General features: G+C 72.1%; 23 protein-coding genes. 9 read left to right on the top strand and 14 right to left on the bottom strand.

Annotated elements, in window-relative coordinates:
- Positions 1–40: 40 nt before the first annotated feature.
- The 8 genes from V7S47_RS03775 to V7S47_RS03740 all read left to right on the top strand — a co-directional run bounded on the left by V7S47_RS03775 (position 41) and on the right by V7S47_RS03740 (position 11,889).
- Complete coding sequence (locus V7S47_RS03775) at positions 41–1,126, top strand: ABC transporter substrate-binding protein (protein WP_336560326.1); 1,086 nt, start codon at positions 41–43, stop codon at positions 1,124–1,126.
- Positions 1,126–1,962, top strand: a complete 837-nt coding sequence (locus V7S47_RS03770; RefSeq protein ID WP_336560325.1) for an ABC transporter permease — start codon at positions 1,126–1,128, stop codon at positions 1,960–1,962. The genes V7S47_RS03775 and V7S47_RS03770 overlap by 1 nt, the downstream gene beginning before the upstream one ends.
- On the top strand, positions 1,938–2,696 hold the full coding sequence (locus tag V7S47_RS03765) for an ABC transporter ATP-binding protein (protein ID WP_336560324.1): 759 nt from the start codon (positions 1,938–1,940) through the stop codon (positions 2,694–2,696). Before V7S47_RS03770 ends, V7S47_RS03765 begins: the two co-directional genes overlap by 25 nt.
- A gap of 2 nt (positions 2,697–2,698) precedes the next feature.
- Positions 2,699–4,027 (top strand): LLM class flavin-dependent oxidoreductase, encoded by a 1,329-nt coding sequence (locus tag V7S47_RS03760; protein ID WP_336560432.1) that lies wholly within the window; start codon positions 2,699–2,701, stop codon positions 4,025–4,027.
- On the top strand, positions 4,024–5,070 hold the full coding sequence (locus V7S47_RS03755; RefSeq protein ID WP_336560323.1) for an aldo/keto reductase: 1,047 nt from the start codon (positions 4,024–4,026) through the stop codon (positions 5,068–5,070). Before V7S47_RS03760 ends, V7S47_RS03755 begins: the two co-directional genes overlap by 4 nt.
- A gap of 241 nt (positions 5,071–5,311) precedes the next feature.
- Positions 5,312–11,146, top strand: coding sequence for a DUF7507 domain-containing protein (locus V7S47_RS03750; RefSeq protein WP_336560322.1), 5,835 nt, complete (start codon positions 5,312–5,314; stop codon positions 11,144–11,146).
- Between the two features lie 111 nt (positions 11,147–11,257).
- On the top strand, positions 11,258–11,611 hold the full coding sequence (locus V7S47_RS03745) for a hypothetical protein (RefSeq protein ID WP_336560321.1): 354 nt from the start codon (positions 11,258–11,260) through the stop codon (positions 11,609–11,611).
- Entirely contained in the window at positions 11,560–11,889 is a 330-nt protein-coding gene (locus tag V7S47_RS03740; protein WP_336560320.1) for a VanZ family protein, read from the top strand. Before V7S47_RS03745 ends, V7S47_RS03740 begins: the two co-directional genes overlap by 52 nt.
- A 19-nt stretch (positions 11,890–11,908) precedes the next feature.
- Here the strand turns inward: V7S47_RS03740 and V7S47_RS03735 are convergent, their stop codons facing one another.
- The 5 genes from V7S47_RS03735 to V7S47_RS03715 all read right to left on the bottom strand — a co-directional run bounded on the left by V7S47_RS03735 (position 11,909) and on the right by V7S47_RS03715 (position 16,937).
- Complete coding sequence (locus V7S47_RS03735; RefSeq protein ID WP_336560319.1) at positions 11,909–13,159, bottom strand: HNH endonuclease signature motif containing protein; 1,251 nt, start codon at positions 13,157–13,159, stop codon at positions 11,909–11,911.
- A 343-nt stretch (positions 13,160–13,502) separates the two neighbouring features.
- Positions 13,503–14,789 carry a polysaccharide pyruvyl transferase family protein gene (locus V7S47_RS03730; protein WP_336560318.1) on the bottom strand — a complete coding sequence of 429 codons (1,287 nt, stop codon included), beginning with the start codon at positions 14,787–14,789 and terminating at the stop codon, positions 13,503–13,505.
- A 29-nt stretch (positions 14,790–14,818) separates the two neighbouring features.
- Positions 14,819–15,937 carry a peptide chain release factor 2 gene (prfB, locus tag V7S47_RS03725; protein WP_090850537.1) on the bottom strand — a complete coding sequence of 373 codons (1,119 nt, stop codon included), beginning with the start codon at positions 15,935–15,937 and terminating at the stop codon, positions 14,819–14,821.
- A gap of 35 nt (positions 15,938–15,972) precedes the next feature.
- Positions 15,973–16,425 carry a CAP domain-containing protein gene (locus V7S47_RS03720; RefSeq protein ID WP_336560317.1) on the bottom strand — a complete coding sequence of 151 codons (453 nt, stop codon included), beginning with the start codon at positions 16,423–16,425 and terminating at the stop codon, positions 15,973–15,975.
- Between the two features lie 119 nt (positions 16,426–16,544).
- Positions 16,545–16,937, bottom strand: a complete 393-nt coding sequence (locus tag V7S47_RS03715; protein ID WP_336560316.1) for a YybH family protein — start codon at positions 16,935–16,937, stop codon at positions 16,545–16,547.
- A gap of 155 nt (positions 16,938–17,092) precedes the next feature.
- Between V7S47_RS03715 and V7S47_RS03710 the strand changes: the two genes are divergently transcribed.
- Entirely contained in the window at positions 17,093–18,280 is a 1,188-nt protein-coding gene (locus tag V7S47_RS03710; RefSeq protein WP_336560315.1) for a glycoside hydrolase family 6 protein, read from the top strand.
- Between the two features lie 11 nt (positions 18,281–18,291).
- Here V7S47_RS03710 and V7S47_RS03705 read toward each other — a convergent pair whose 3' ends face one another.
- The 9 genes from V7S47_RS03705 to V7S47_RS03665 all read right to left on the bottom strand — a co-directional run bounded on the left by V7S47_RS03705 (position 18,292) and on the right by V7S47_RS03665 (position 24,055).
- The gene (locus V7S47_RS03705) at positions 18,292–18,831 is read right to left on the bottom strand and encodes a hypothetical protein (protein WP_336560314.1); all 540 of its coding nucleotides are present in this window, start codon (positions 18,829–18,831) and stop codon (positions 18,292–18,294) included.
- A complete protein-coding gene (locus V7S47_RS03700; protein WP_336560313.1) occupies positions 18,831–19,277 on the bottom strand; it encodes a pilus assembly protein TadG-related protein in 447 nt (148 codons plus the stop codon). Before V7S47_RS03700 ends, V7S47_RS03705 begins: the two co-directional genes overlap by 1 nt.
- Positions 19,261–19,710 (bottom strand): hypothetical protein, encoded by a 450-nt coding sequence (locus V7S47_RS03695; protein WP_336560312.1) that lies wholly within the window; start codon positions 19,708–19,710, stop codon positions 19,261–19,263. Before V7S47_RS03695 ends, V7S47_RS03700 begins: the two co-directional genes overlap by 17 nt.
- Positions 19,707–20,093, bottom strand: coding sequence for a TadE/TadG family type IV pilus assembly protein (locus V7S47_RS03690; protein WP_336560311.1), 387 nt, complete (start codon positions 20,091–20,093; stop codon positions 19,707–19,709). The genes V7S47_RS03695 and V7S47_RS03690 overlap by 4 nt, the downstream gene beginning before the upstream one ends.
- Positions 20,090–20,275 (bottom strand): hypothetical protein, encoded by a 186-nt coding sequence (locus tag V7S47_RS03685; protein WP_336560310.1) that lies wholly within the window; start codon positions 20,273–20,275, stop codon positions 20,090–20,092. The genes V7S47_RS03690 and V7S47_RS03685 overlap by 4 nt, the downstream gene beginning before the upstream one ends.
- 20 nt (positions 20,276–20,295) lie before the next feature.
- Positions 20,296–21,228 carry a type II secretion system F family protein gene (locus tag V7S47_RS03680; protein ID WP_336560309.1) on the bottom strand — a complete coding sequence of 311 codons (933 nt, stop codon included), beginning with the start codon at positions 21,226–21,228 and terminating at the stop codon, positions 20,296–20,298.
- Entirely contained in the window at positions 21,225–22,082 is an 858-nt protein-coding gene (locus tag V7S47_RS03675; RefSeq protein WP_336560308.1) for a type II secretion system F family protein, read from the bottom strand. Before V7S47_RS03675 ends, V7S47_RS03680 begins: the two co-directional genes overlap by 4 nt.
- Positions 22,082–23,344 (bottom strand): CpaF family protein, encoded by a 1,263-nt coding sequence (locus tag V7S47_RS03670; RefSeq protein WP_336560307.1) that lies wholly within the window; start codon positions 23,342–23,344, stop codon positions 22,082–22,084. Before V7S47_RS03670 ends, V7S47_RS03675 begins: the two co-directional genes overlap by 1 nt.
- Before the next feature lie 117 nt (positions 23,345–23,461).
- A complete protein-coding gene (locus V7S47_RS03665; RefSeq protein ID WP_336560306.1) occupies positions 23,462–24,055 on the bottom strand; it encodes a hypothetical protein in 594 nt (197 codons plus the stop codon).
- Positions 24,056–24,061 lie beyond the last annotated feature (6 nt).

Raw genomic sequence — 24,061 nt, 5'->3', positions numbered from 1 at the left:
TTAATTTGCTCGACTTTGTCGTTTTACGCGAAGGAGAGCCATGTCATCCCCCCAGCCGCCCTCTGCACGCCGCCGCCCCCGTCGCGGACCGTTCGCGACCCTGGTCGCGACCCTGGCCTGCGCGACCGCGCTGCTCGGTCTCTCCGCGTGCGGCGGTGATGAGGAGGGTCCGAGGCTCGGGCTCACCGCCGCCCTGCCCGACCAGGCGCCGCAGGACACCGTGCTGCGCGTCGGCGACCCGCAGACGCAGACGGCCCTGGAGCTCTCCGGGCTGATCGACGAGCTCGACGTCGACGTCGAGTGGGCCAACATCAGCGGTGGGCCGAAGACCCTGGAGGCCTTCCGCGGCGACGCGCTCGACGTGGGCGCGGTCGCCGACATCCCGCCGCTGTTCGCCGAGTGGACCGGCACCGACGTCAAGGTCGTGGCCGCTCGCGAGACGGTGGACCCGCTCGAGCACCCGACGTACGAGCTCGGGATCGCACCGGGCGTCGCGGTCGCCGGGCTCGCCGACCTGAAGGGCAAGAAGATCGCCTACTCCCCCGGGCAGGCCCAGGGATCGGTCGTCCTCCGGGTGCTGCAGGAGGCCGGACTGACCCAGGACGACGTGGAGCTGGTCGAGATCGCCAGCGTCGACGACGTCTACGTCAACGCCCTCGGCAGCGGGCAGGTCGACGTGGCTCCGCTGGGGCAGGCGCTGGTCCCGCCGTACCTCGCGAAGTACGAGCAGGACGGCGGCACCACCCTCTCCCCCGGCGTCCGGGACGACGCGTGGACGCTCTACGCGCCGACCGAGGTCATCGAGGACGCGCACAAGGCCGCCGCGATCAAGGAGTACGTCGCCCTCTGGGCCCGCGCCCAGCAGTGGATCTCCGAGCACCCGGAGGAGTTCGCGCAGGGCTTCTACGTCGAGCACGAGGGCCTCTCCGAGGAGGACGCGCGGGCGATCGTGGCGGCGCTCGGCACCTTCGAGGTGCCGACCGACTGGAGCGAGTTCATCGCGCGCCACCAGGAGATCGCCGACCTCCTCGCGAAGGAGCAGGACCGCGAGCAGCTCGACCTCGACGACCTCTACGACCGGCGCTTCGAGAAGGTCGTCGCCGAGGCCGTGGGGGGCGGTGCCTGATGACCGCGCTGCTGGACGACCCCGTCCTCGACCCCGTCGACGTCGACCGCCGGGTGCACCACCGGCGCCTCGGCCCGGGCCGCCGGGTGCCCTTCGCCATCGCCCTCGGCCCAGCACTGCTGGTCGTCGCCTGGTGCGTCGGCTCGGCCACCGGTCTCCTCGACCCGCGCACCCTGTCGGAGCCGTGGACGGTCGTCGCGACCGCCCGCGACCTCATCGAGAGCGGACGGTTGCAGGAGAACCTGGTCACCTCCGCGACCCGGGCCGGCCTCGGCCTCGGCCTCGGGGTGGCGATCGGGGTGGTGCTGGCGGTCGTCTCCGGCCTGTCCCGGCTCGGCGAGGCGATCGTGGACGGCCCCGTGCAGGTCAAGCGGTCCATCCCCAGCCTCGCGCTGATCCCGCTGCTCATCCTGTGGCTGGGCATCAACGAGGAGATGAAGATCGTGACCATCGCGCTCGGCGTGATCGTCCCGATCTACATCCACACCCACCACGGCCTGCGCAGCATCGACGGCCGGTACGCCGAGCTCGCCGAGACCGTCGGGGTCGGCCGGGCCGAGTTCGTGCGCAGCGTCGTACTGCCCGGCGCTCTCCCGGGCTTCCTGCTCGGGCTGCGCTTCGCGATCACCTCGGCGCTGCTCGCGCTGGTCGTGGTCGAGCAGGTCAACTCGACCAGCGGGATCGGCTACATGATCACGCTGGCCTCCAGCTACGGCCAGACCGACGTCATCGTCGTCGGCCTGGTGCTCTACGCCGCGCTCGGCCTGCTGGCCGACGGCGCGGTCCGGCTCGTCGAGAGGAAGGCACTGACATGGCGTCGCACGCTGGAGAGCTGACCAGGTCCGCGGTGCGGGTCCGAGGACTGAGCCGGAGCTTCTCGAAGGCCGGTGGGGTGCTGAACGGCCTCGACCTCGACATCGAGCCGGGCGAGTTCGTGGCCCTGATCGGGCGCAGCGGCAGCGGCAAGAGCACCCTGCTCCGTGCGCTGGCCGGCCTCGACCGGGACGTGACCGGCACCGGGTCGGTGGAGGTGCCCGACCAGGTCTCCGTGGTCTTCCAGGACTCGCGGCTGCTGCCCTGGCGCCGGGTCCTCGACAACGTGGTCTTCGGCCTGCGCGAGAAGCACGCCGACGCCCGTGGCCGCCAGGCGCTCGCGGAGGTCGGGCTGGAGGGGCGCGAGCGGGCCTGGCCGCACGAGCTCTCGGGTGGCGAGCAGCAGCGGGCTGCTCTGGCCCGCTCGCTGGTCCGCGAGCCGCAGCTGCTGCTCGCCGACGAGCCGTTCGGCGCCCTCGACGCCCTCACCCGGATCCGGATGCACGTGCTGCTGAAGCGACTCTGCGCGGCCCACCGCCCCGCGGTGCTGCTGGTCACCCACGACGTCGACGAGGCGATCGTGCTGGCCGACCGGGTGATCGTGCTGGACGACGGGATCGTGTCCTCGGACATCCGGGTCGACATCGTGGGCAAGCGCTCCCAGGCCGACCCGCAGTTCGCGGCCCTGCGCGCCCGGCTGCTGGCCGAGCTGGGCGTGGAGGACGACCACGAGATCGTGCGGAGCGTCGCGTCGTGAGCATGCACCTCAACCTGTTCATCTATCCCGGCGGGCACCACGAGGCGGCCTGGCGGCACCCGGACTCCGACCCGTCGACGGTGCTCGACGTCGCCTTCCACCAGCGGCTCGCCCAGCGGGCCGAGGAGGAGAAGCTGGACGCGATCTTCTTCGCGGACGGACCGTCGCTCGCCGACAACATCCGCTACGCCTCCCGGTTCCGCCTCGAGCCGCTGACCCTGCTGTCGGCGATCGCGGCGGTGACCAGCCGGATCGGGCTGATCGGCACGGCGTCGACGACGTACTACGAGCCCTACAACCTGGCCCGGCTGTTCGCCTCGCTCGACCACCTCTCCGGTGGCCGGGCGGGCTGGAACATCGTCACCACCGGCGCCGCGCAGGCCGCGGGGAACTTCGGACTGGCCGAGCACCCGGTGCACGCCGAGCGGTACGCCCGGGCCGACGAGTTCGTCGAGGTCGTCACGAAGCTCTGGGACAGCTGGGAGGACGGCGCCCTGGTGGCCGACCCGGCCAGCGGGCTGTTCGCCGACACCGACCGGATCCACCCGATCGACCACGTCGGCGCGCACTTCTCCGTCGCCGGCCCGCTGAACACCGCGCGCTCGCCGCAGGGCCGGCCGGTCTACGTGCAGGCCGGGTCCTCCGAGGACGGCCGGGGCTTCGCGGCCCGGTGGGCGGAGGCGGTCTTCACCGCCCACCAGACCCTCGGCAACGCCCAGGAGTTCTACCGCGACATCAAGGAGCGGGCCCGCCGGCAGGGCCGCGCCCCCCACCAGCTGAAGGTGCTGCCCGGGATCAGCCCGGTCATCGGCTCGACGACGCGCGAGGCCCAGGAACGCCACGACGAGCTCAACGCGCTCACCCAGCCGGAGTACTCGCTGGAGCAGCTGCACCGGCTGACCGGGGCCGACCTGTCGTCGTACGACCTCGACGGGCCGTTCCCCCGCCATGTCGTCGACGTCCGTGGGGACCGGGCCGCCAGCAGCCGCTCGCAGCTGGTGCTCGACATCGTCGACCGCGAGCAGCCGACCATCCGCCAGCTGCTGCACCGTCTCGCCGGCGCCCGCGGGCACCGGGTGGTCGTCGGGACTCCCGAGCTGGTCGCCGACCAGATGCAGGACTGGTACGAGAACGGCGCCGCCGACGGATTCAACGTGATGCCGCCCTGCCTGCCCGGCGGCTTCGACCTGTTCGCCGACGAGGTGATCCCGCTGCTGCGCCGGCGCGGCCTGTTCCGCTACGAGTACGGCGGCCGCACGCTGCGCGACCACCTCGGCCTCCCCCGGCCCGAGAGCCAGTACGCCCCGACCTCCCAGAAGGTGATCGCGTGACGGACTTCTCCACCTACCGCGACCTCGGCGTCACCGGCGTCAAGGTCAGTCCCTTGACCCTGGGCGCCATGATGTTCGGCGCCTGGGGCAACCCCAGCCACGACGAGTCCGTCCGGGTCATCCACCGGGCGCTCGACGCCGGCATCAACGTCATCGACACGGCCGACGTCTACTCCCGCGGCGAGTCCGAGGAGATCGTCGGCAAGGCGCTCCAGGGCCGCCGCGACGACGTGTTCCTGGCGACCAAGTTCCACGGGGCGATGTCCGACGACGACCCCAACCAGGGCGGCAACTCGCGGCGCTGGATCATCCGCGAGGTCGAGCACAGCCTGCGCCGGCTGCGGACCGACCACCTCGACCTCTACCAGGTGCACCGCCCCCGGCCCGAGGTCGCGATCGACGAGACCCTGGCCGCGCTGTCGGACCTGGTCCACCAGGGCAAGATCCGCTACCTCGGGACGTCGACGTTCCTGCCGTCCCAGGTGGTCGAGGCGCAGTGGACCGCCGAGCGCCGGCACCGCGAGCGGCCCGTGACCGAGCAGCCGCCGTACTCGATCCTCGCGCGCGAGGTGGAGCGCGACCTGCTCCCCACCGCGCAGCGCCACGGCCTGGGCGTGCTGCCCTGGAGTCCCCTCGCCGGCGGCTGGCTGACCGGCCGCTACCGGCGGGAGGCCGGCGAGCACGTGGTCTCGTCGCGGGTCCGGCGCCAGCCGGCGCGCCACGACCCGGCGCTGCCCGAGAACCGCCGCAAGCTGGAGGCGGTGCACGCGCTGCAGGACCTCGCCGACGAGGCCGGGATCTCGCTGATCCACCTCGCCCTCGGCTTCGTGCTCGAGCACCCGGCGGTGTCGTCGGCCATCATCGGGCCGCGCACGCTGGAGCAGCTGGAGTCGCAGCTCGGGGCCGAGAAGGTCGCGCTGCCGCGCGACGTGCTGGACCGGATCGACGAGATCGTGCCGCCCGGGACGACCCTCAACGACGCCGACCGGGGCTACGCACCACCGTCGCTGGGCGAGCCGCGGGAGCGCCGTCGTACGGGCTGAGGAACAAGAGTCATCTCTAGTGTGAGGTGGCCCGAACAGGCCATCCACAAGTTCTCCACGGACCGCCCACAGTTCGTGCCCAGGCCGGTCGAACGGCCCGGACGGCGCCGTACCCGCAGGTAGCGTTTCCGCCAGTTCCGGCGATCGGCCACCCCATTCCGAGGGTGCCCCGACGTCGGTTCTGTCATGTCGTCTGAGCGCTCCCGGCTGCGGGAGCCCCGGCTGGGGGGCCGGCTCGTCCATGCGTGTTCTGAGGTTCTCGACGAGGGACGGCCTACGCCGGTCCCTGACCGTCTTCCTGTCCTTCCTGCTCGGCGTCGCCGGGCTCACCCTGCTGGGTTCCGCGCCCGCGTCGGCCTCCGTGCCGGCCTACGAGTGCACGGGCAACACCATCTACGCCCTCAACGGCGCCGACCCGTGGACGATCTACAAGCTCAACTCGTCCACCGGTGCCGCGACCGAGAACGGCGAGCTGCTCGCGAGCGGGACGCACACCGCCAACGCGCTCGCGCTCCCCAACGGCGGCGGCCGGTACATCTACGGCTTCGACCGGACCGAGAACACGGTGCTGCGCTTCGACGCCACCAACCACGGACGCCAGAGCTGGGCGGCCCCGGCCAACAGCAGCGCCGGCAGCGTGATCGCGGGTGCCATTAACCCGCAGAGCGGCATCTACTACTACGCCTCCAGCGGCTCGTCCTGGAAGCTGTTCGCGTTCAACATCTCGACCAGCACCGCGCTCGGGCAGGTCGGCACGATCTCGGGCTCGGGGCTGTCGAGCAACGGCGACATCGCCTTCGACGCCCTCGGCAACATGTACGTCGTCAGCAACGCCGACGCCACCGCCGCAGGCGCCTTGGCGCGCGTGAACGGCACCGTCCCGACCACCGCCGGCTCCGCCGCGCTGACGGTCACCAAGCTCGCCGACACCCCGGCCGGCGCCGGCCAGTACACCTCGATGGCCTTCGACGGCACCGGCGCGCTGGTCATCGGCGCGGGCAGCAGGTACGTCGGTCGCGTCAACCCGACCACCGGCGCGATCCTCTCCTCGACGACCACCTCGGCGAGCTTCGTCGACTTCGCCTCCTGCGCCGTGCCGAGCACCGCCCAGGCCCAGGTCTCCCTGCCCTCCGGGCGCTACGACGGCGACGACCAGTTCGTCGTCTCGGTCACCGGCAGCGGCGTCACCACCGGCAACACCGGCACCACCGCGGGCACCGACTCGGGCCTGCAGGACGACTCCGCCGAGGTCGCCGGGCCGGTCGTCGTGCTGCCCGGCTCGTCGTACACGATCACCCAGACGGGGACGTCGACGACGAACCTGAACGACTACACCTCGACCTGGGCGTGCGTGAAGGCCTCCGACGGCAGCGCGGTGGCCTCCGGCACGGGCAGCACCGGCACCTTCACGATGCCGGGCACGACCGGCACCAACGTGGTCTGCACCTTCACCAACGTGCCGCTGAAGCCCGGGATCACCCTGACCAAGACCGGCTCGGCGATCGCCGACCTGGACGGCAACGGCCCGGACGTGGGCGACACCATCACCTACGGCTTCAAGGTCACCAACACCGGCGTCGTGACGCTGTCGTCGGTCGGCGTCTCGGACCCGAAGCTGGGCACCATCACCTGCCCCACCGGCACCCTGGCCGCCGGCGCCTCGCGCACCTGCACGTCGAAGACCTACACGCTGACCCAGGCCGACGTGGACGCGGGCAAGGTCGACAACACGGCCACCGCGTCCGGCACCGGCCCGACCGGCACCGTCGTCACCGCGACCGACTCCGTGACCACCGCGGTGACCGCCAACCCGGCGATCTCGCTGGTCAAGGGCGGCACGCTCTCGGGCAGCACGATCACCTACACCTTCACGGCGACCAACACCGGCAACGTCACCCTGCAGCCGGTCACCGTCACGGACACCAAGGTCGGCACGGTCACCTGCCCCACGACCGCGGTCGCCCCCGGCGCCTCGATCTCGTGCTCGCCGAAGACCTACACGCTGACCCAGGCCGACCGGGACGCCGGGAAGGTCGACAACACCGCGACCGCCACCGGCACCGCCCCGAGCGGCACCAAGGTCACCGCCCCGTCCTCGGTCACCACGACCGTCGCCATGCTCCCGGCCGTGGACCTGACCAAGACCGCCTCGACGATCACCGACAGGACCGGCAACGGCGTGGACGCGGGTGACACGATCACCTACTCGTTCAAGGTCGCCAACACCGGCAACGTCACCCTGCAGCCGGTCACCGTCGCCGACGCCAAGGTCGGCGCGATCACCTGTCCGACCACCGCGGTCGCCCCCGGCGCCTCGGTCAGCTGCTCGCCGAAGACCTACACACTGACCCAGGCCGACGTGGACGCCGGGAAGGTCGACAACACCGCCACCGCCACCGGCACCGCCCCGAGCGGCACCAAGGTCACCGACCCCGACTCGACCTCGACCGTGATCACCTCGGTCCCGGCGATCGCGCTCGACAAGTCCGCCTCGGCCGTCGCCGACACCGACGGCAACGGCATCGACGCCGGTGACACGATCACCTACTCGTTCAAGGTGACGAACACCGGCAGCACGACCCTGCAGCCGGTCACCGTCGCCGACGCCAAGGTCGGCGCCATCACCTGCCCGACCACCGCCCTCCTGCCCGGCGCCAACGTCTCCTGCACGCAGAAGGCCTACACGCTGACCCAGGCCGACGTGGACGCCGGCAAGGTGGAGAACACCGCCACCGCGACCGGCACCGCCCCGAGCGGCGCCAAGGTCACCGACGCCGACACCACCACCACGCTCCTCACGGCCACCGCCGCGATCGAGCTCGACAAGACGGCCGGCAGCGTCGCCGACAGCGACGGCAACGGCATCGACGTGGGCGACACCGTCACCTACTCGTTCAAGGTCGCCAACACCGGCAACCTGACGCTGCAGCCGGTCACCGTCACCGACGCCAAGGTCGGCACGGTCACCTGCCCGACGACCGCCCTGGTCCCCGGCGCCTCGCTCTCCTGCTCCTCGAAGAGCTACACGCTGACCCAGGCCGACGTCGACGCAGGCAAGGTCGACAACACGGCCACCGCCACGGGCACCACCCCGACCGGCGCCAAGGTCACCGGCCCCGACTCCACCTCGACCGTGCTCCCGGCCGCTCCCGCCCTCGACCTCGACAAGTCCGCCTCGGCGATCGTCGACAAGACCGGCAACGGCGCCGACGCCGGTGACACGATCACCTACTCCTTCAAGGTCACCAACCTCGGCAACGTCACCCTGACCTCGGTCGGCGTGAGCGACGACAAGGTCGGCACGGTCACCTGCCCCGGCGGCCCGCTGGTCCCCGGTGCCTCGGCCACCTGCACCTCGAAGGCGTACACGATCACCCAGGCCGAGGTGAACGCCGGCAAGGTCGACAACACCGCCACCGCGACCGGCACCGCCCCGAGCGGCACCAAGCTGACGGCGAAGGACTCCACGTCCACCGCCGTGCCGGCCCGCCCGGAGCTGACCCTGGTGAAGTCCGCCTCGGCGGTCCAGGACCTCGACGGCAACGGCCCGGACGCCGGCGACACGATCGCCTACTCGTTCAAGGTCACCAACACCGGCAACCTGCCGCTGAACCCGGTGACGGTCGCGGACCCGAAGGTCGGCGCGGTCACCTGCCCGACCGGTGAGCTGGCTCCCGGCGCGAGCATCAGCTGCGGCCCCGCGTCGTACACGCTCACCCAGGACGACGTGAACAACGGCAAGGTCGACAACACCGCGACCGCCACGGGTACGACGCCGGCCGGCACCGCGACCCCGGGCGTCAAGGTCACCTCGCCCGGCACCGTCACGACCCCGGTCGCGACCGCCCCGGCGATCGACCTGGTCAAGGCGGCCTCGGCCGTCAAGGACCTCGACGGGAACGGCACCGACGCCGGCGACACGATCACCTACTCCTTCTCGGTGACCAACGTCGGCACCGTGACGCTGAACCCGATCACGGTCGCGGACCCGAAGGCCGGTCCGGTCACCTGCCCGACGGGCGCGCTGGCTCCGGGCGAGTCCGTGGAGTGCACCCCGGTGACCTACACGATCACCCAGGACGACGTCACCTCCGGTGCCGTGGTCAACACGGCCACGGCGACCGGCACCACCCCCGCCGGCACCAAGGTCACCGACAGCGACACCGTCACCACCCCGGTGGTCGGCCGGGCCGCGCTGAGCCTGCAGAAGAAGGCGGGCGCGCTGCGCGACCTGAACGGCAACGGCCCGGACGCGGGTGACACGATCGAGTACTCGTTCACCGTCACCAACACCGGCACCGTGCCGCTGCACGGCGTGACCGTAGCGGACCCGAAGATCGGGCCGGCGACCTGCGCCAGCAGCTCCCTCGAGGTCGGCGAGAAGACCGCGTGCGGCCCGCTCACCTGGACCGTCACCGACGCCGAGCTGGACGCCGGGGTCGTGAAGAACACGGCGACCGCGCGGGGCAACGGCCCCGACGGCACCGCGGTGACCGGCAGCGACTCGACCACCACCCCGGTCGTCCGCGCACAGGCCGACCTGGCGATGACCAAGACGGTCGACAAGGCCGCACCGCGGGTCGGCGACACCGTCACCTACACGCTGAAGGCGACCAACAAGGGCGTCGGCAACGCCGAGCACGTCGTGCTCCGCGACACGCTCCCGACCGGTGTCACGCTGGTCTCGGCGCAGGCGCCCTGCACCGTCGCGGGCGCCACCGTCACCTGCGAGCTCGGCACCCTGGCCGGCGGCGCCAGCCGGGCGGTCACCGTCACGGCCACCGTCGACGCGCTGCCGACCGGTCCGGCGCACCAGCACCTGCTGGACGTGCAGAAGCAGGAGGTCCACGTCGACCTCGAGGCCGGCCAGACCCGCACCGTCCAGGTCTCGTGCGCCCCGGGCTACGTGGTCACCGACGGCTCCGGCCGCATCGACCACGTCGACCAGGGCACCGGTTCGCCGGCCGACGTCCGCATCACCGAGTCCCGTGCCACCGCCGCCGGCACTTGGCAGGTCACCATGACCAACCAGTCCTCCGGCCGCGCGCAGGGCAAGGCGTTCGAGGTCTGCGTCAGCGACACCAGCGAGACCGTCCAGGGCCACCAGCACGCGCTGGTGATCTCCGACCCGGTGACCGCCACGCAGGAGATCAGCGGCCGCACCACGGTCGACCTGTCCTGCACCGCCGGCCAGGTGCCGATCCAGCCCGGCTACCTGCTGGACGGCGTCGCCCGGGTGCTCACCAGCACCGCGAAGGGTGACACCGGCTGGACCTGGACCGTCGAGGGTGCCGCCACCAGCGGTGACTTCTCGATGCGCTGCCTGAGCCGCACCACCAGCCAGGCCGCCGGTCACGCCCACCCGCTGGGCTTCCAGCAGGTCCGCCAGAGCGTCACGGTCGAGCCGGGCCAGACCGTCGAGGTGACCGTGTCCTGCGCGTCCGACGCCAAGGGCGTCGTCGCGGGGTACGACGCCGAGGCCGGCCTGGTCTCCCTCGGCAACGACCCGCGCCCGGTGGTCCGCGTGTTCAAGTTCCTCAACCCGACCTCCGAGCCGCTCCAGGCCGACCTGTTCCTGCAGTGCCTGTCGCTGCGGAACCAGACCGGCGCCGGCGCGAACACGGTGGTCGTGAACACCGCGACCGCGAGCACCACCAGCCCGGAGGCGAGCACGGCCGACAACGCGAGCTCGGCCCGGATCGACGTCGACACCTCGGCCCCCACGGGTCCGAAGACGCCGACCGCGCCGGTCACGACCTCCCCGGTCGTCACCGTCGCCAGCCCGGTCTCGGCCGCCGCCCTGGTCGCCTCGCAGGCGGTTCGCACGACGGTCTCCTGTGCCACCGGCACCACCTGTGTCGGCACGGCCACGCTGGTCGCGGTCAAGACGGTCAAGGTCGGCGGTCGCAAGATCGCCAAGGGCACCGTCCTGGCCAAGGCGAGCTACCGGGTCAAGGCCGGCAAGAGCACGGTCCGCCTGGTCAAGACCAAGGCCGGCAAGAAGGCGCTCGGCAAGCTCGGCCGGGCCCGACTGGTCGTCGGGGGCCGCTCCACGGTGGTCAAGCTGAAGCACTGACCGACTCCCCCACACGCGACGCCGAGCAGCTCCTGGAGCTGCTCGGCGTCGCGCGCCTCAGGCCCCCGTATGTCGCGGTCGACGAGACGACCAGGGCTGCAACTGAAGCGGATGTCCCCGTGGCGGGCCGGCACCCCGGCCCGCCACGCCTCCATCCCGGTCCACGGTCCCCGGCGCGACGGGCACACGTGGCGCCTGCTCGACGACGAGGTGTGGCGCTACCTTCCGCGCGCGCCGATCCCGGCCGTGCTGGTCGGTGTGGTCGGCCTCGCCCTTCTCGTCGCCGTCTCGACCTTCTCCGGCAGGGGCGCGGCCCGGGCCGCCGCGGTCCTGGCCGCCGTCACCGTGGGCGCGATCCTCGTCATCACCCCCACCGGCGGAGCGACCAGCGGACGACCAGCCTTCGCCCGGGCGTGGGCATCCGACGCAAGCTCGGCAACGACGACCAGACCCTTGGCCTGGTGAACGTCCTGGGCAACATCGCCCTGTTCATTCCTCTTGGCTGGTCTGTCACAGCCCTGGCCCTCCAGTCCCGGACCACCGCTGCGCGGACCGGCCTCGCGCTCGGCGGCCTGGCGGGACTCGTGCTCTCCGTGTCCATCGAGGTGGCGCAGTACTTCCTCGGTCGGGCCGCGGACGTCGACGGCGTGCTCCTCAACGCGACCGGCGTGCTCCTCGGAGCCGCTGGCAGCGCCGTCCTGGGCATGGTCGTCCGCGCAGATCGACGACGAGCGTGCCCGTAGCCCTGCCGAAGGTTCTCGGTCAGGGCTGCGGGGTGGTGCCGGTGTGGTCGCGTCTGAACGTCAGTCCGTTCGGGCTGCGCCAGACGAACGTCGTGTCATCGACCTTGTCGTAGCGCCACCGCGTGTGGGTCTTGGCGCGGTGATGTCGTCGGCAGAGTGGTGCGATGTTGCAGTCGCACGTCGGACCGCCGTTGGATGCTGGGTTGCCGTGGTCGTGGTCGCAGGACCTCGCCCGGCGGCGGCACCACGGGAACACGCAGGAGTGTTGAAGCAGGGCCTGGCGTTCTTTGAGCCGGTCGGGGACTTCGTAGGCGTCGACGTGGACGTGGCCGGCCAGGTCGATGATCGGCTTGATGACGACCTGGCTCTCTCCGTCCCGGCACCAACTCTTGACCTGCTCGACCGAGATCATCGACCGGGTGTTCTCGACCCGCGCGATGGCGGCATCGGCGAGGTGCACGTGCACGACGACCTGCCGGGGTCGCTTCCGGTCCGGGTCGGGCTCGGCGTTGAGGTCCAGGGTGAGCTGGCGTCGAGCGAGGTCACCGACGGCGATGGACCGGCGTACGTCGAGGGAGAGCCCGTCGGCGATGGTGCCGAGGTGGGTCGCACCCCGAGCGACCGCGTCCTCCAGATCCAGTGCGTCGACCAGGTCCAACGTTCCGCGGACTTCGACATGGCCGTCGAACGAGACCTGCTGGACCTCGATGTCGAAGTGCCGCACCTCGGCCGCATCCCGCGCCCGCTGGGCCGCGGCCTCGGGGTCGAAACGGGTCCGCGCTTCTTCGATGGTGCGGTCGAGCTGGGCGATCGAGATCTTGTGTGCGGTCGCGGCGACGTGAAGGTCGACGAACTCGGCACCGTCCTCGGGGAGGTCGATGGTCTCCGCCGCGATCCGTCGCGCCTTCCACACCGGCAGGTCGAGGGACTGGACGCGTTCGTAGACCCTGGGGAGTCGGTGGGCGAGCTCGAGGGCGTGTCCGAGGTAGATCCGCCCCGAGTCCGACGACAGGCCGAGCGCGGCGGAGAACTCCAGCACACTGAGCTCGGCGATCAGGGGTGCGCCGGGTCCGGCGATGGCCATCTCGTCCTCGCAGCCCGGCACCCACGCCGCGGCGGCATCGTGCAGGGAGTCGGTGGAGTGCATGCCGGCCCAGGTGACGGCGGCGGCGAGCTGGTCGGCCTCGGCCTGGAGCTGGGCGGTGCGTCGGGCGCGCACGTACGACAGCACCGCCGAGGCGGTGTCGCAGTCGTCGAGGTCCCGAGCCATGCCTTCATTCTAGTCGAACAGGTGATCGAATGCGAGGGTTGTTCACAACCTTGTTCGAACGGTCGACCCCAGGTGACCGAAAGCTAGAAGCAGGCTCGTGATGGCCCTTGATCACCGCGGACGGTGAGCCCCCTTGTCTCTGTAAAAAGTCTTTGAACCGGCCTGGTGTCAAGCGCAGACGGCGCGGCAGAGGCCGGCTCGAACGAGGTCAGCGGCAGGGCTGCGGGGGTCTCGACGGGCGCTCAGGACTTCGTCCTTCACGGGAGAGACCACCGGCGGCGGGGACCGGCGGCGGGGGGCGACCACCGGCGGGGACCGTCGGAGCCCCGGGGCGAGGCAGAGGTCAGCGGGGGGAGGACTCCGCGCGGCGCAGGGCCGACAGCTCGGACACCGACGTCCGCTTGATCGGCTCGAGCGGTTTCGGCCGGCGGAAGCGCCGCGGCTTCACCACGCGCACCGGGCCAGGCAGGTCGAGGGCGGCGAGGCGGGCGTCGTACGCGGGGTTGGCGGCGCCGGGGGCCCAGATGTGCTCGACCCCGTTGGTCTCCAGGAAGGCGCGATAGTGCGCGGCCAGGCCGGGGAAGCGGGCGGCGAACTCGGTGTAGTCCGCGCCTTCGGCGAGTTCGCGGACCGAGAGGTCCTCGCCGGACGGCATGCCCGTGAACTCGCGGTAGGGAATCCCGTGATACTGCGCCAGCTCGAGGGTCCGCGAGTCGTACGACATCACGACGGCCGGGACGCGGGCGAGGATCGCGGCGATCGCTCCGTGGATCCGGGTGCCGAACGCGAACGAGAAGTCGCGGAGGTGGTCGACCCAGGTACGGGCATCGACGAAGAAGCGGATCCGGTCCTCACGGTAGAGCGGATGGCCGGTGCCGAGCGGGCCGTGGCCGTCGTAGGTGTCGAGGTCCTCGCCGCGGAGCAGCAAGCGCAGCCGGTGGTGCTCCTGCGCCACGAACTCCAGGCGCGGGTACTCGACGACGCTGCGGTCGACGAGCGAGCGCATGCCGCCGGTGTAGGTGAGGTCGATGCGGCTGCTCGCGTCCACCGCACGCGGCTCGACGGTGAATCCGTCGACGCTCGTGAACAGCGACGGGCAGCCGATCACGTCGACGAGCGGAGCCGGGAAGCCGAGCTGCTCGAGGTAGCCGGCGGTGCGCTCCCCGCGTACGCCGATCGACGCCGAGCGGTCGAGCACGGCCCGCACGAACCGGGTCACCGAGGCGTCGAGTTCCGGGCCCGCGTCAGGTCGCCGGGCGTTGAAGCCCATCTGGGCCCCGACCCCCACGACCACGACCGGGATGTGGAGGTGCTCGATGAGCTCGGAGTAGGTGTCGAGGTAGCGGGCGAACGACGGACGGAACGCGTTGGCGAACGGCAGGACCAGCTGGTCGAAGCGCTCGTCGACGTACGCCGCCAGCCGACGGGGGTTCTTGGTGCTCTGGAGCACGAACCCGTCCGTGACGACCTCGGCTCCGGGCACGCTCACCGTCCGGTGGACCGCGGAGGAGAACAGCAGGTTGCCGGAGTTGGCGCCGAAGACGCCGGTGCCGCCACCGACGGCCAGGCTGCGTTCCGGGCTGAGGACCTGGAACGGGCTCTTCCCGGCCCGGAGCAGGATGCGCGACACAGGTCGGGACCCTACCCGCGCGGAGGCGATCAGTTCTCGGCGGCCTTCTCGGCGCCACGTCGCCAACGGATGCCGGCCTCGAGGAACCCGTCGAGGTCACCGTCGAAGACCGAGGAGGGGTTGCCCTCCTCGTAGCCGGTGCGGAGGTCCTTGACGATCTGGTAGGGGTTCAGCACGTAGTTGCGCATCTGGTCGCCCCACGACGCCTGGACGTCGCCGCGCATCGAGTCGAGGTGGGCCTTCTCCTCGGCCTTCTTCAGCGCGAGCAGCTTGGCCTTCAGCACGACCATGGCGCTGGCCTTGTTCTGCAGCTGGCTCTTCTCGTTCTGGCAGGACACGACCGTGCCGGTCGGGATGTGCGTGAGGCGTACGGCGGAGTCGGTGGTGTTGACCGACTGGCCGCCGGGCCCTCCGGAGCGGTAGACGTCGACGCGGATCTCCTCGTCGGGCACGTCGATCTCGTCGGTCTGCTCCAGCACCGGCACCACCTCGACGGCGGCGAACGACGTCTGGCGGCGACCCTGGTTGTCGAAGGGGCTGATCCGCACCAGGCGGTGGGTGCCGGCCTCGACCGAGAGGGTGCCGTAGGTGTACGGCGCGTGCACGGCGAAGGTGGCCGACTTCAGCCCCGCCTCCTCGGCGTACGACGTCTCGTAGACCTCGACCTTGTAGTCGTGCTGCTCGGCCCAGCGGACGTACATCCGCATCAGCATCTCGGCGAAGTCGGCGGCGTCGACGCCACCGGCGCCGGCGCGGATGGAGACCAGCGCCTCGCGGGCGTCGTACTCGCCGTTCAACAGGGTGCGGACCTCGAGCGACTCGACGGCCTTCTTGACCCGCTCGAGCTCGCGCTCGGCCTCGGCGAGCGAGTCGGCGTCACCCTCCTCGGTCGCGAGCTCGGCCATGATGCCGACGTCCTCGATGCGGCCGAGGAGCTCGTTGAAGCGGTCGAGCGTGCCCTGGAGCGTGGACAGCTGGCCGGTGATGCGGGTGGCGCGGTCGACGTCGTCCCAGAGGTCGGGGGCGGCGACCTGGTCGCTGAGGTCGGCGATGTCGCGCTGCATCGCGTCCAGGTCCATGACCTGACCGATGGTCCCCATGGTCGCCTGGAGCTGCTTGACCTCTACGTCGTAATCTCGGCCTGCCACAAGGAGCAAGGTTACGGCCGGGTGGGTGGCCGCGCCTACTTGCGGCCGAAGACCTGCGCGACGTACCAGCTGCCGCCGGCCTTGCGCGCGCCGATCCCCATCAGCCGGTAGCGCGGCTGGAGGATGTTGGCGCGGTGCCCCTCGGACTTCATCCAGCCCTCGCGGACGACGGAGCGGCCGGTCGTGTAGCCGACGGCGACGTTCTCGCCGACCATGCTCAGTCCACACCGGCGCAGGATCGGCCCGAGGTCCTGGTGGAAGATCTCGCGTTGCCGCGCCATCCGCTTCGCCTGCTTGACCGCGAACCGGGTCAGGCACCTGTTCTTCCGCAGCTCCGCCCGGTCACGCTGCTCGCGCTGGGCGTTGGTGGAGGAGAACGCGGCGTTCGAGTAGCGCTGCTCCGCCGTCGCGGCGGCGGCCGGTGCGGTCGAGGGCACGACGAGGGCCAGCAGCAGCACGGCCAGGGCGGTGGCCAGGACTCGGTTCATGGTCTCGCTCCCGGGTACGTCGGACGGCGGTGGACGGCTCGTGCGGACCTGGTCGGTACCCCACGTCGGCCCCATCATCCTCCCGTACGACGAGGGCGCGCCCGATCGGGCTCGGTCGGTCAGCGGACCGGCGTGAACTGACGCGCCGCGACCCACCAGCCGTCGTCCTCCCGGACGAGGGTCCAGGTGACGACCGTCGGCGGGTGGTCGAGGTCGACCTCATCTTCCGGCCCGGCGGCGTACGCGCCGGTCGTCACGATCGCCAGGTCGGGGCGCGGCAAGTGCAGGTCGAGGACGACGAAGCGCGCCGACCGCGGCGGTCCGCCCGCCGCGAAGGCCGCGACGTGGGCGGCCCGGATCGCCTCGCGTCCGACCGCGCGCGCTCCGTTGGCGATCACCGAGCGCGCGTCGGGGGCGAAGCGGGCGACGCAGCGGTCGGGATCGCGCGCGGTGATCCCCGCGGCGACGTCCTCGAGGAGTGCGGTGATCTCGGCGGTGATCTGGGCGGTCATGACGCCCAGTCAAGAACTTCAAGCGGACGTGAGGTCAAGCACTTTCCCGCATTCCGTGCACACGACCCACTTGTGCACGTTTCAATTTCCTCGTTGTCCTCAGGCGAGCGGGCGACGTGCCGATGTCGACTCGATCCTCAACTCGGAAGGCCCGCATGACCCGCCGCAGCCGTCGTACCGCCGGACTCCTCGCTCTCGCGACCGTCGTCGCCGCCCTCGTGGCCGGCCCGACGTCGAGCGCGAGCAGCGTCTCCCCGCCCGCCCCGACGACCCTCCAGAAGGCTCGGGTGGCGGCCCCGGAGGTGTGGCAGCAGGCGCAGCAGGCGCACGCGGAGAACCCGACGAACCCGCTCGCCGGCCGGCTCTGGGGCGTGTACGACGGCCCGCAGGAGCACGTCAGCGCGTCGTACCAGCGGTCCACCGGCACGGCCCGGGAGCTGCTCGGCAAGATCGCCCTGCGCCCCAAGACCAAGTGGTACGGCGCCTGGGTGCCGGACAGCTCGATCCGCGACCAGGTCACGAAGTGGATCGCCTCGTCCCAGGAGGGCGACCCGGACAAGCTCGTCCAGATCGCCGTCTTCCGGATGAAGCCGTGGGAGGGCGAGGCCTGCCAGCGGCGCTCGACCGCGGCCGAGAAGCGCAGCTACAAGCGCTGGATGCGCGAGCTCGCCGTCGGGATCGGCTCGACCCCGATGGCCGTCGTGATGCAGCCCGACATGCCGTTCCTGTGGTGCTCGCCCGACAAGGCGGCGAAGGCGCGGCTGATGACCTGGGCCACCCAGCTGCTCTCCGCCCTCCCCCGCACCAGCGTCTACCTCGACGCAGGCGCGGCCGACTGGTGCCAGAACGGCCGGGGCGGCAACCCGGAGACCTGCGCGCAGCTGCTGAAGGCGACCGGTGTGAAGTACGCCCGCGGCTTCGCTCTCGACTCCACCCACTACAACGGCCCGGTCGAGAACATCCGGCACGGGGTGCGGATCGCCGAGATCCTGCGCCGCGACGGCTTCGGCACCAAGCACTTCATCGTCGAGACCGCCAAGAGCGGCCGCCCGATGTCGTGGTCCCAGGTGATCCCGGCCAAGGGCTCGACGATCAACGACAACGCCCGGGTCTGCACGCGGGTCACCATGAAGCGCTGCGTGACCCTCGGCATCCCGCCGACCGCCCGGCCGGCCAGCGCCGAGTACGGCCTCCCCGCCGACGTCCGGAAGGCCGCGGCGACGTACGTCGACGGCTTCGTCTGGTTCGGCCGCCCCTGGCTCTACAACCAGGCCGACCCGTTCGTCCGCAGCCGGGCGATCGCGATGGCGAGGACGACCCCCTGGCCGCTGCCGGCTCTCTGATCGTCCCGCCCCTACTCCTGGCCGCAGCGCTCCGCGACGGTCAGCTCGACGAGGGACGTCGCCCGGCCGCGGTGGCCGTCGGCGTCGGTGAAGTGGACGGTCAGCGGGCCGCCGGTGCCGTCGGTCCCGGTCAGCCCCACGACGAAGACCAGGTAGCCCTCGTCGGGGTCGGCCTCGCGCAGCTCGGCGCCCTCGGCGGGCACGGCCCGTTCCCAGGCGCGCCGGGGGGACCCCGTCAGCGCCGTCCCGGGCAGCCCCGCCCAGAGTCCGACGGTCGCGAAGGCGTCGTCCTCGGTGCGCTGGAAGACCCGCACCGAGTCGAGGTCGACGTCGCCCGTGGTCGGCCACTCGACCCGGTCCACCGTCAGCGGCCCCGGGCCGCGGTTGGCGAAGGTGTCGAACCCCTCGGTGTGCGCGGCCGTGTCCTCCGACGGCGTGCAGAGCGCGTGGTCGGAGCCCACGGCGTACAGCGCCTCCGACTGCTCGTCCCCACCGCAGCCGAGCAGCCCACCGAGGAGCAGCACGCAAGCGGCGGCGCGCGTCGCCCTCATCAGCCAGCGTCCAATGACGAGACCGCGGAGCCGGTGGCCCGCACCGACCCGGCTCCGGGTGAGCCGGGGATGGACAGCGGCAGGTCCAGTGGCGCCGTGAGCTCGACGCGCACGGTGTCCCCGCCGGTGACCGTGGCGTGCGCGACCAGGCCGGGATAGCTGGCGTAGGCGTCGAGTGAGCGGAGGTACTCCTCCACCGCCTGCTGGGCCTCGGCGTCGGTCAGGGCGAGCCGGTCGCCCGGCACCCCACCGGTATAGACGTCCTCGCCCGTCGCGCCCAGGTCGGCGCCACGTAGCGCAGCCCCGTCGGCGAGGGTGTCGAGGCCGGAGCGCTGCAGGTAGGCCGCTGAGGCGTCCACCACGACGACGACCGCCATCGCGATGACCATCGCGAACCCGATCACCAGCAGCGTGACCTGGCCCGACTCGTCACGGCGCCGGGTCACGGCCGACCTCCTGGTACTGCCCGATCGGCACCGCGTGCGTCGCGTCCAGGGCGAACGACGGGCGTCCGCCGCCCAGCACGTCGGGCACCAGCAGATCCACGCTCGACGCGATCCGCACCGTGATCACCGACGTCCCGCTGTGGCAGTCGCGGGGGTACGGCGTGCAGGTCACCGTGACGTCGAGCGGGGCGTCGTCGGGCAGCCCCTGGTCGGCCAGCGCCTGCCGGGCCGCGGCCCGGGCGGCCTCCTCACCCGCCGCGTCGTCCGGCGCGAGGGCGTAGGCCCGGCCCGCGGCCCGGGCGGCCGAGGTGACGCCGTACGCCCCGGACTGGACCTCGAAGACCGACAGCACGATCCACAGCAGTGGCACCAGTAGCAGGATGCCCACCCACACCAGCTCGATGACCGCGCTGCCGGCCTCATCGCGCCTCACGGCTCCTCCTCCACCGCGTGTCCGCTCACCTCGAGCGCCACCCCCGGTCCCCCGATCCCCAGCGCCGGCACCGTCGCCCGGACCGTCACCACCACCGTCGGCCGGCCGCCGACCGTCGTGCGGGACACCGACACGTCACGGGCGAACCGACTGGAGATCGCGTCCTCGACCTGCTCCTGGGTGACCGCTCCCCCGTCGCTCCCGGACCGGTCGGCCGTCGCGGCGTACCGAGCTCCCTCCGCCGCCGCGGCCGCCAGCGTGTTGCGGACGTGCAGCACCAACGCCACCTGGACCACGCCCAGGACGAACGGCACCAGCACGAGCAGCACCAGCACGAAGTCGACGACGGCGGACCCGGCGTCGTCGCGACGCCCCCGGGTCATCTCACGGAGCTGAGGGCATCGCTGAGCAGCCCGGACAGCTGCTCGCGCGCGACGCCGCCGATCACGACCACGAGCCCGGCGGTCATCACGGCGACCATCACCCACCCGGGCACGTCGCCACGGTCGTCGCGGCGCCGCGGGGCGGTGAGGGCCATCAGCAGGAGCAGGCAGAGGCGGGTCATCGTGGTTCCAATCTGTGGGGTCAGGGAGCGGTCAGGGAGAGGCCGAGGACGCCGGGCCAGAACGCGAACAGCACTGTGATCGGCAGCACCAGGAAGACGACGGGCAGCATCATCAGGACCTCCTTGCGGGCGGCGACCTCGATGAGCTCGCGACGCCCGGCCTCGCGTACGTCGGCCGCCTGGGCGTGCAGCACGTCGGCCAGCGGGGTGCCGCGCTCGACCGCCACCGAGACGCCCTGGGCGAAGCGGGCGACCAGGGGCAGTCCGGTGCGGGTCGCGAGCTGGTCGAAGGCCGCCGCCACCGGCTCGCCGGTGCGGACGGCGGCGAGCACGCGGGCCAGGTCGGCGGAGAGCTCGCCGCCGCTGCGTCGTACGACGCGGTCGAGGGCGGCGACCGGTCCCTCGCCGGCGGCGACGGCGAGGGCGAGCAGCTCGGCGAGGGTCGGGAACTCGGCCAGGATGCGTCGCTCGCGCGCCTTGACCTGGCTGGAGAGGTGGGTGTCGCGGCCGAGGACGCCGAGCACGAAGCCGATCGCGCAGAGCACCAGCCCGAGGACGACGCCGCCAGGATCGGTGAGCGCCTTGACCAGCGCGTAGGCGGCGGCCACGGCGAAGCCGGCCAGCCCCCACTGGACCTGCTCGACCCGGAAGTCGTGCACGCTCGTGTCGAGCCCGGCCCGCTCGAGGCGGCGGCGTACGGAGGTCGCCCCGCCGAGCACCCGCTCGACGAGGTCCGCGCCGGACCGCAGCACCGGGCCGAACACTCCCACCGCGGCCGGAGTCGAGGACGCCACCCGACCGCCGAGCCGCTCGACCTGGGGCAGGTCGCGGACGTAGGGCAGCACCCGCACCGACAGCGGCGTACGGCGCAACGCCAGGACCCGGCTCGCGACGAGCAGCAGCCCGCCCGCAGCCAGCCCGCCGAGCAGCGCGCCCCACACCGCCGGCGTCACGAGAGGATCCGCCGGTCGACGGGTAGCCGCCCCATCCGCATCATCAGCCGGTAGGCGACCACGCAGGTCCCGGCGCCGACGGCCAGCACCACGACGCCGGTGGTCGAGCCGTAGCGACCGATCACGTCGGGCTGGAAGGACATCATCAGCAGCACCAGCCAAGGAGCCGCCACGGCCAGGCGGGCGCCGTTGATCGTCCAGGCCTGGCGCGACTCCAGCTCGGAGCGGGTGCGGGCCTCGTCGCGGAGGTAGCCCGAGAGGTTGCGCAGCAGGCGCCCGAGCTCGCCGCCCCCGACCTCGCGAGCGATCCGCAACCCCTCGACGACCCGGTCGCCGACGGGGTCGGCCAGCCGCTCCTTCAGCCGGTCGAGGCAGTCGCCGAAGCGCCCGGTGACCTGGTAGTCGAGCGCGAACTGGGCGAACGGCTCCTGCAGCGGCTCGGGTCCGCGGGTGCCGAGCGCCGACAGCGCGTCGGGCAGCGACATGCCGGCCCGCACGGCCGATGCGAGGTTGTCGACCGCCTCCGGCCAGACCTCCGCCAGCTCGCGCTGCCGGCGGCGGCCCCGACCCGCGACGATCGCCACCGGCAGGTAGCCGCCGAGCACCGCGAAGACGACGGCGACCGGCACGGTGCGCGCCACGACCTGGACCGTCAGGCCGCAGACCAACGCGCAGGTGAGGCAGAGCAGCGCGAACCCGACCGGCGAGACCGTGCCCAGCCCGGCCCGGACGAGCAGCTCGCTGGTCCGCGCCGTCGTACGACGACCGCGCTCGCGTGGCTGTCGAGGCAGCGTGAACGCCGACCAGACCAGCATGAGCCCGACGCCGACCCCCAGACCGATCAGCGCACCCATCAGTCGGCGCTCCCGTTCAGCAGCCGGTGCACGTCGATGCCCGCCCGCTCGTACGACGCCACCCGCGGCGGCATCCCCTGCGTCCGCCGCAGCTCACCGCCCCGGCGCTCGAAGAGCGGCTCGGTCTCGATGACGTCGTTCTCGACGCGGCCGGGCACCCCGACGATCTCGTTGACGCGACGGGTGCCGTGCTGGTCGACCCCCAGGTGCACGACCAGGTCGACCGACGCCGCGACGGTGGGGACGACGAACCGCGCCGAGATGTTCTCGCCGGCCAGCAGCGGCAGCGTGCACATCTTCACCAGCGCCTCCCGCGCGCTGTTCGCGTGGATCGTGCACATGCCGGGCAGCCCGGAGTTGAGTGCCAGCAGCAGGTCGAGGCACTCCTCGGCCCGCACCTCCCCCACGACGATGCGGCTGGGCCGCATCCGCAGGCTCTCCTTGACCAGGTCGCGGAGCCGGATCTCGCCGGTGCCCTCGAGCCCGGCCTGCCGGGTCTGCATGGGCACCCAGTCGGGGTGTGGGAAGCGCAGCTCGAAGACCTCTTCGGCGCTCACCACCCGCTCGCCACCCGGGATCGCCGCAGCCAGGCAGTTCAGCATGGTCGTCTTGCCCGCCTGCGTTCCTCCGGCGACCAGGACGTTCAACCCGGCCCGGACCGACGCCTCCAGGAACGCCGCCGCGCGCTCGGTCAGGCTGCCCAGCTCGACCAGGTCGCCCACCCGCGTCGCGCGGAGCACGAACTTGCGGATGTTGACGGCCGAGAAGCCCCGGCTGATCCCTTGCAGGACGACGTGCAGCCGATGGCCGTCGGGCAGCATCGCGTCCACGAACGGCTGGGAGAGGTCGATGCGGCGACCGCTGGACTTCAGCATCCGCTCCACCAGCTCGTCGACCTGCGCCTGGGTCAGCATCAGGTTGGTCAGCTCGTGCCGGCCGTGGCGCGCGACGAAGACCCGCGACGGGTCGTTGATCCACACCTCCTCCACGCTCGGGTCGTCGAGGAAGGCCTGCAGCGGTCCGTAGCCGGCGACCCGCGCGACCAGCTCGCCCACGACGGCGCTCGGGTCGGAGACGGGCACCACCTGACCGGTCAGGCTGCGCTCGTCGTGGTCGCGCACGACCGTCTCGGCGATGCGTCGTACGACGGCCGCGTCGCGCTGGGGGTCGACGCCCTCGCGGCGCACCAGCTCCCGGACGTGCTGGTCGAGCTGGTCGACCACCACTCCCTGGGCGTGCGAGGTGGCGTGGGTCATCGCCATGACGGCTCCTTGACAACCGAGAACGGAGTCCTGCCATGAAGGTAGGTGACAGCGGTCTACCCCAGGGGGTACGACGTCAATCTGTGGAGAACGTAAAGAACGTCCTGACCGGGCGGGCTAGCGCCCTGCGTCGGAACCGGATGCGGCGTAGGCCGCCGTGATCCGGGTGGCGACCTCGGCCAGGTGGTCGGTCGTGAGGTCCTGGGCTCCGGTCCCGGAGTCGAGGACCTCCACGCTGAGCAGCTCGTCCGACGCGGTCCAGGACAGGACGGTGACCGCCTTCAGCGACTCGTCGGTGAGCACCACGGCCGGCCCGCCACCGGGGACCTCGACGTCCTGCCGCTCGGCGGCACTGGTCGTCGCGCCGGCGACGTCCTCCTCGTGGTCGCCGCTGGACGGCTCGAAGGTCCAGCGGACGAGGTGCCCGTCGTCCGGGTCGCCGATCGTCCGGCACTCGACCTCGCCGGAGGTCTCGTCCGGGCCGGCGACCCGGCGGGGGACGCCGGTCCAGGTCGCCAGGTCCTCAGCGGTGACCACGTCGCACGGGGGCCCCACCTCCGTAGCGGCGTCGGTCGGGCTCTCGGCCGACGTCGGCGTCTCGGGATCGCGGGGTCCGCTCGAGTCGTCGGCTCCGCAACCAGCGAGGCCGAGGACCGTCGCACCGACGAGAGCGACCGCACCGGTCCCGAGCCTGATCCGTCCGCGTGGCACGGGCCG

This window comes from Nocardioides sp. CCNWLW216, from assembly GCF_037120545.1.
GTDB lineage: Bacteria > Actinomycetota > Actinomycetes > Propionibacteriales > Nocardioidaceae > Nocardioides > Nocardioides lianchengensis.
This window is presented reverse-complemented; position numbering and strand designations above follow the sequence as displayed.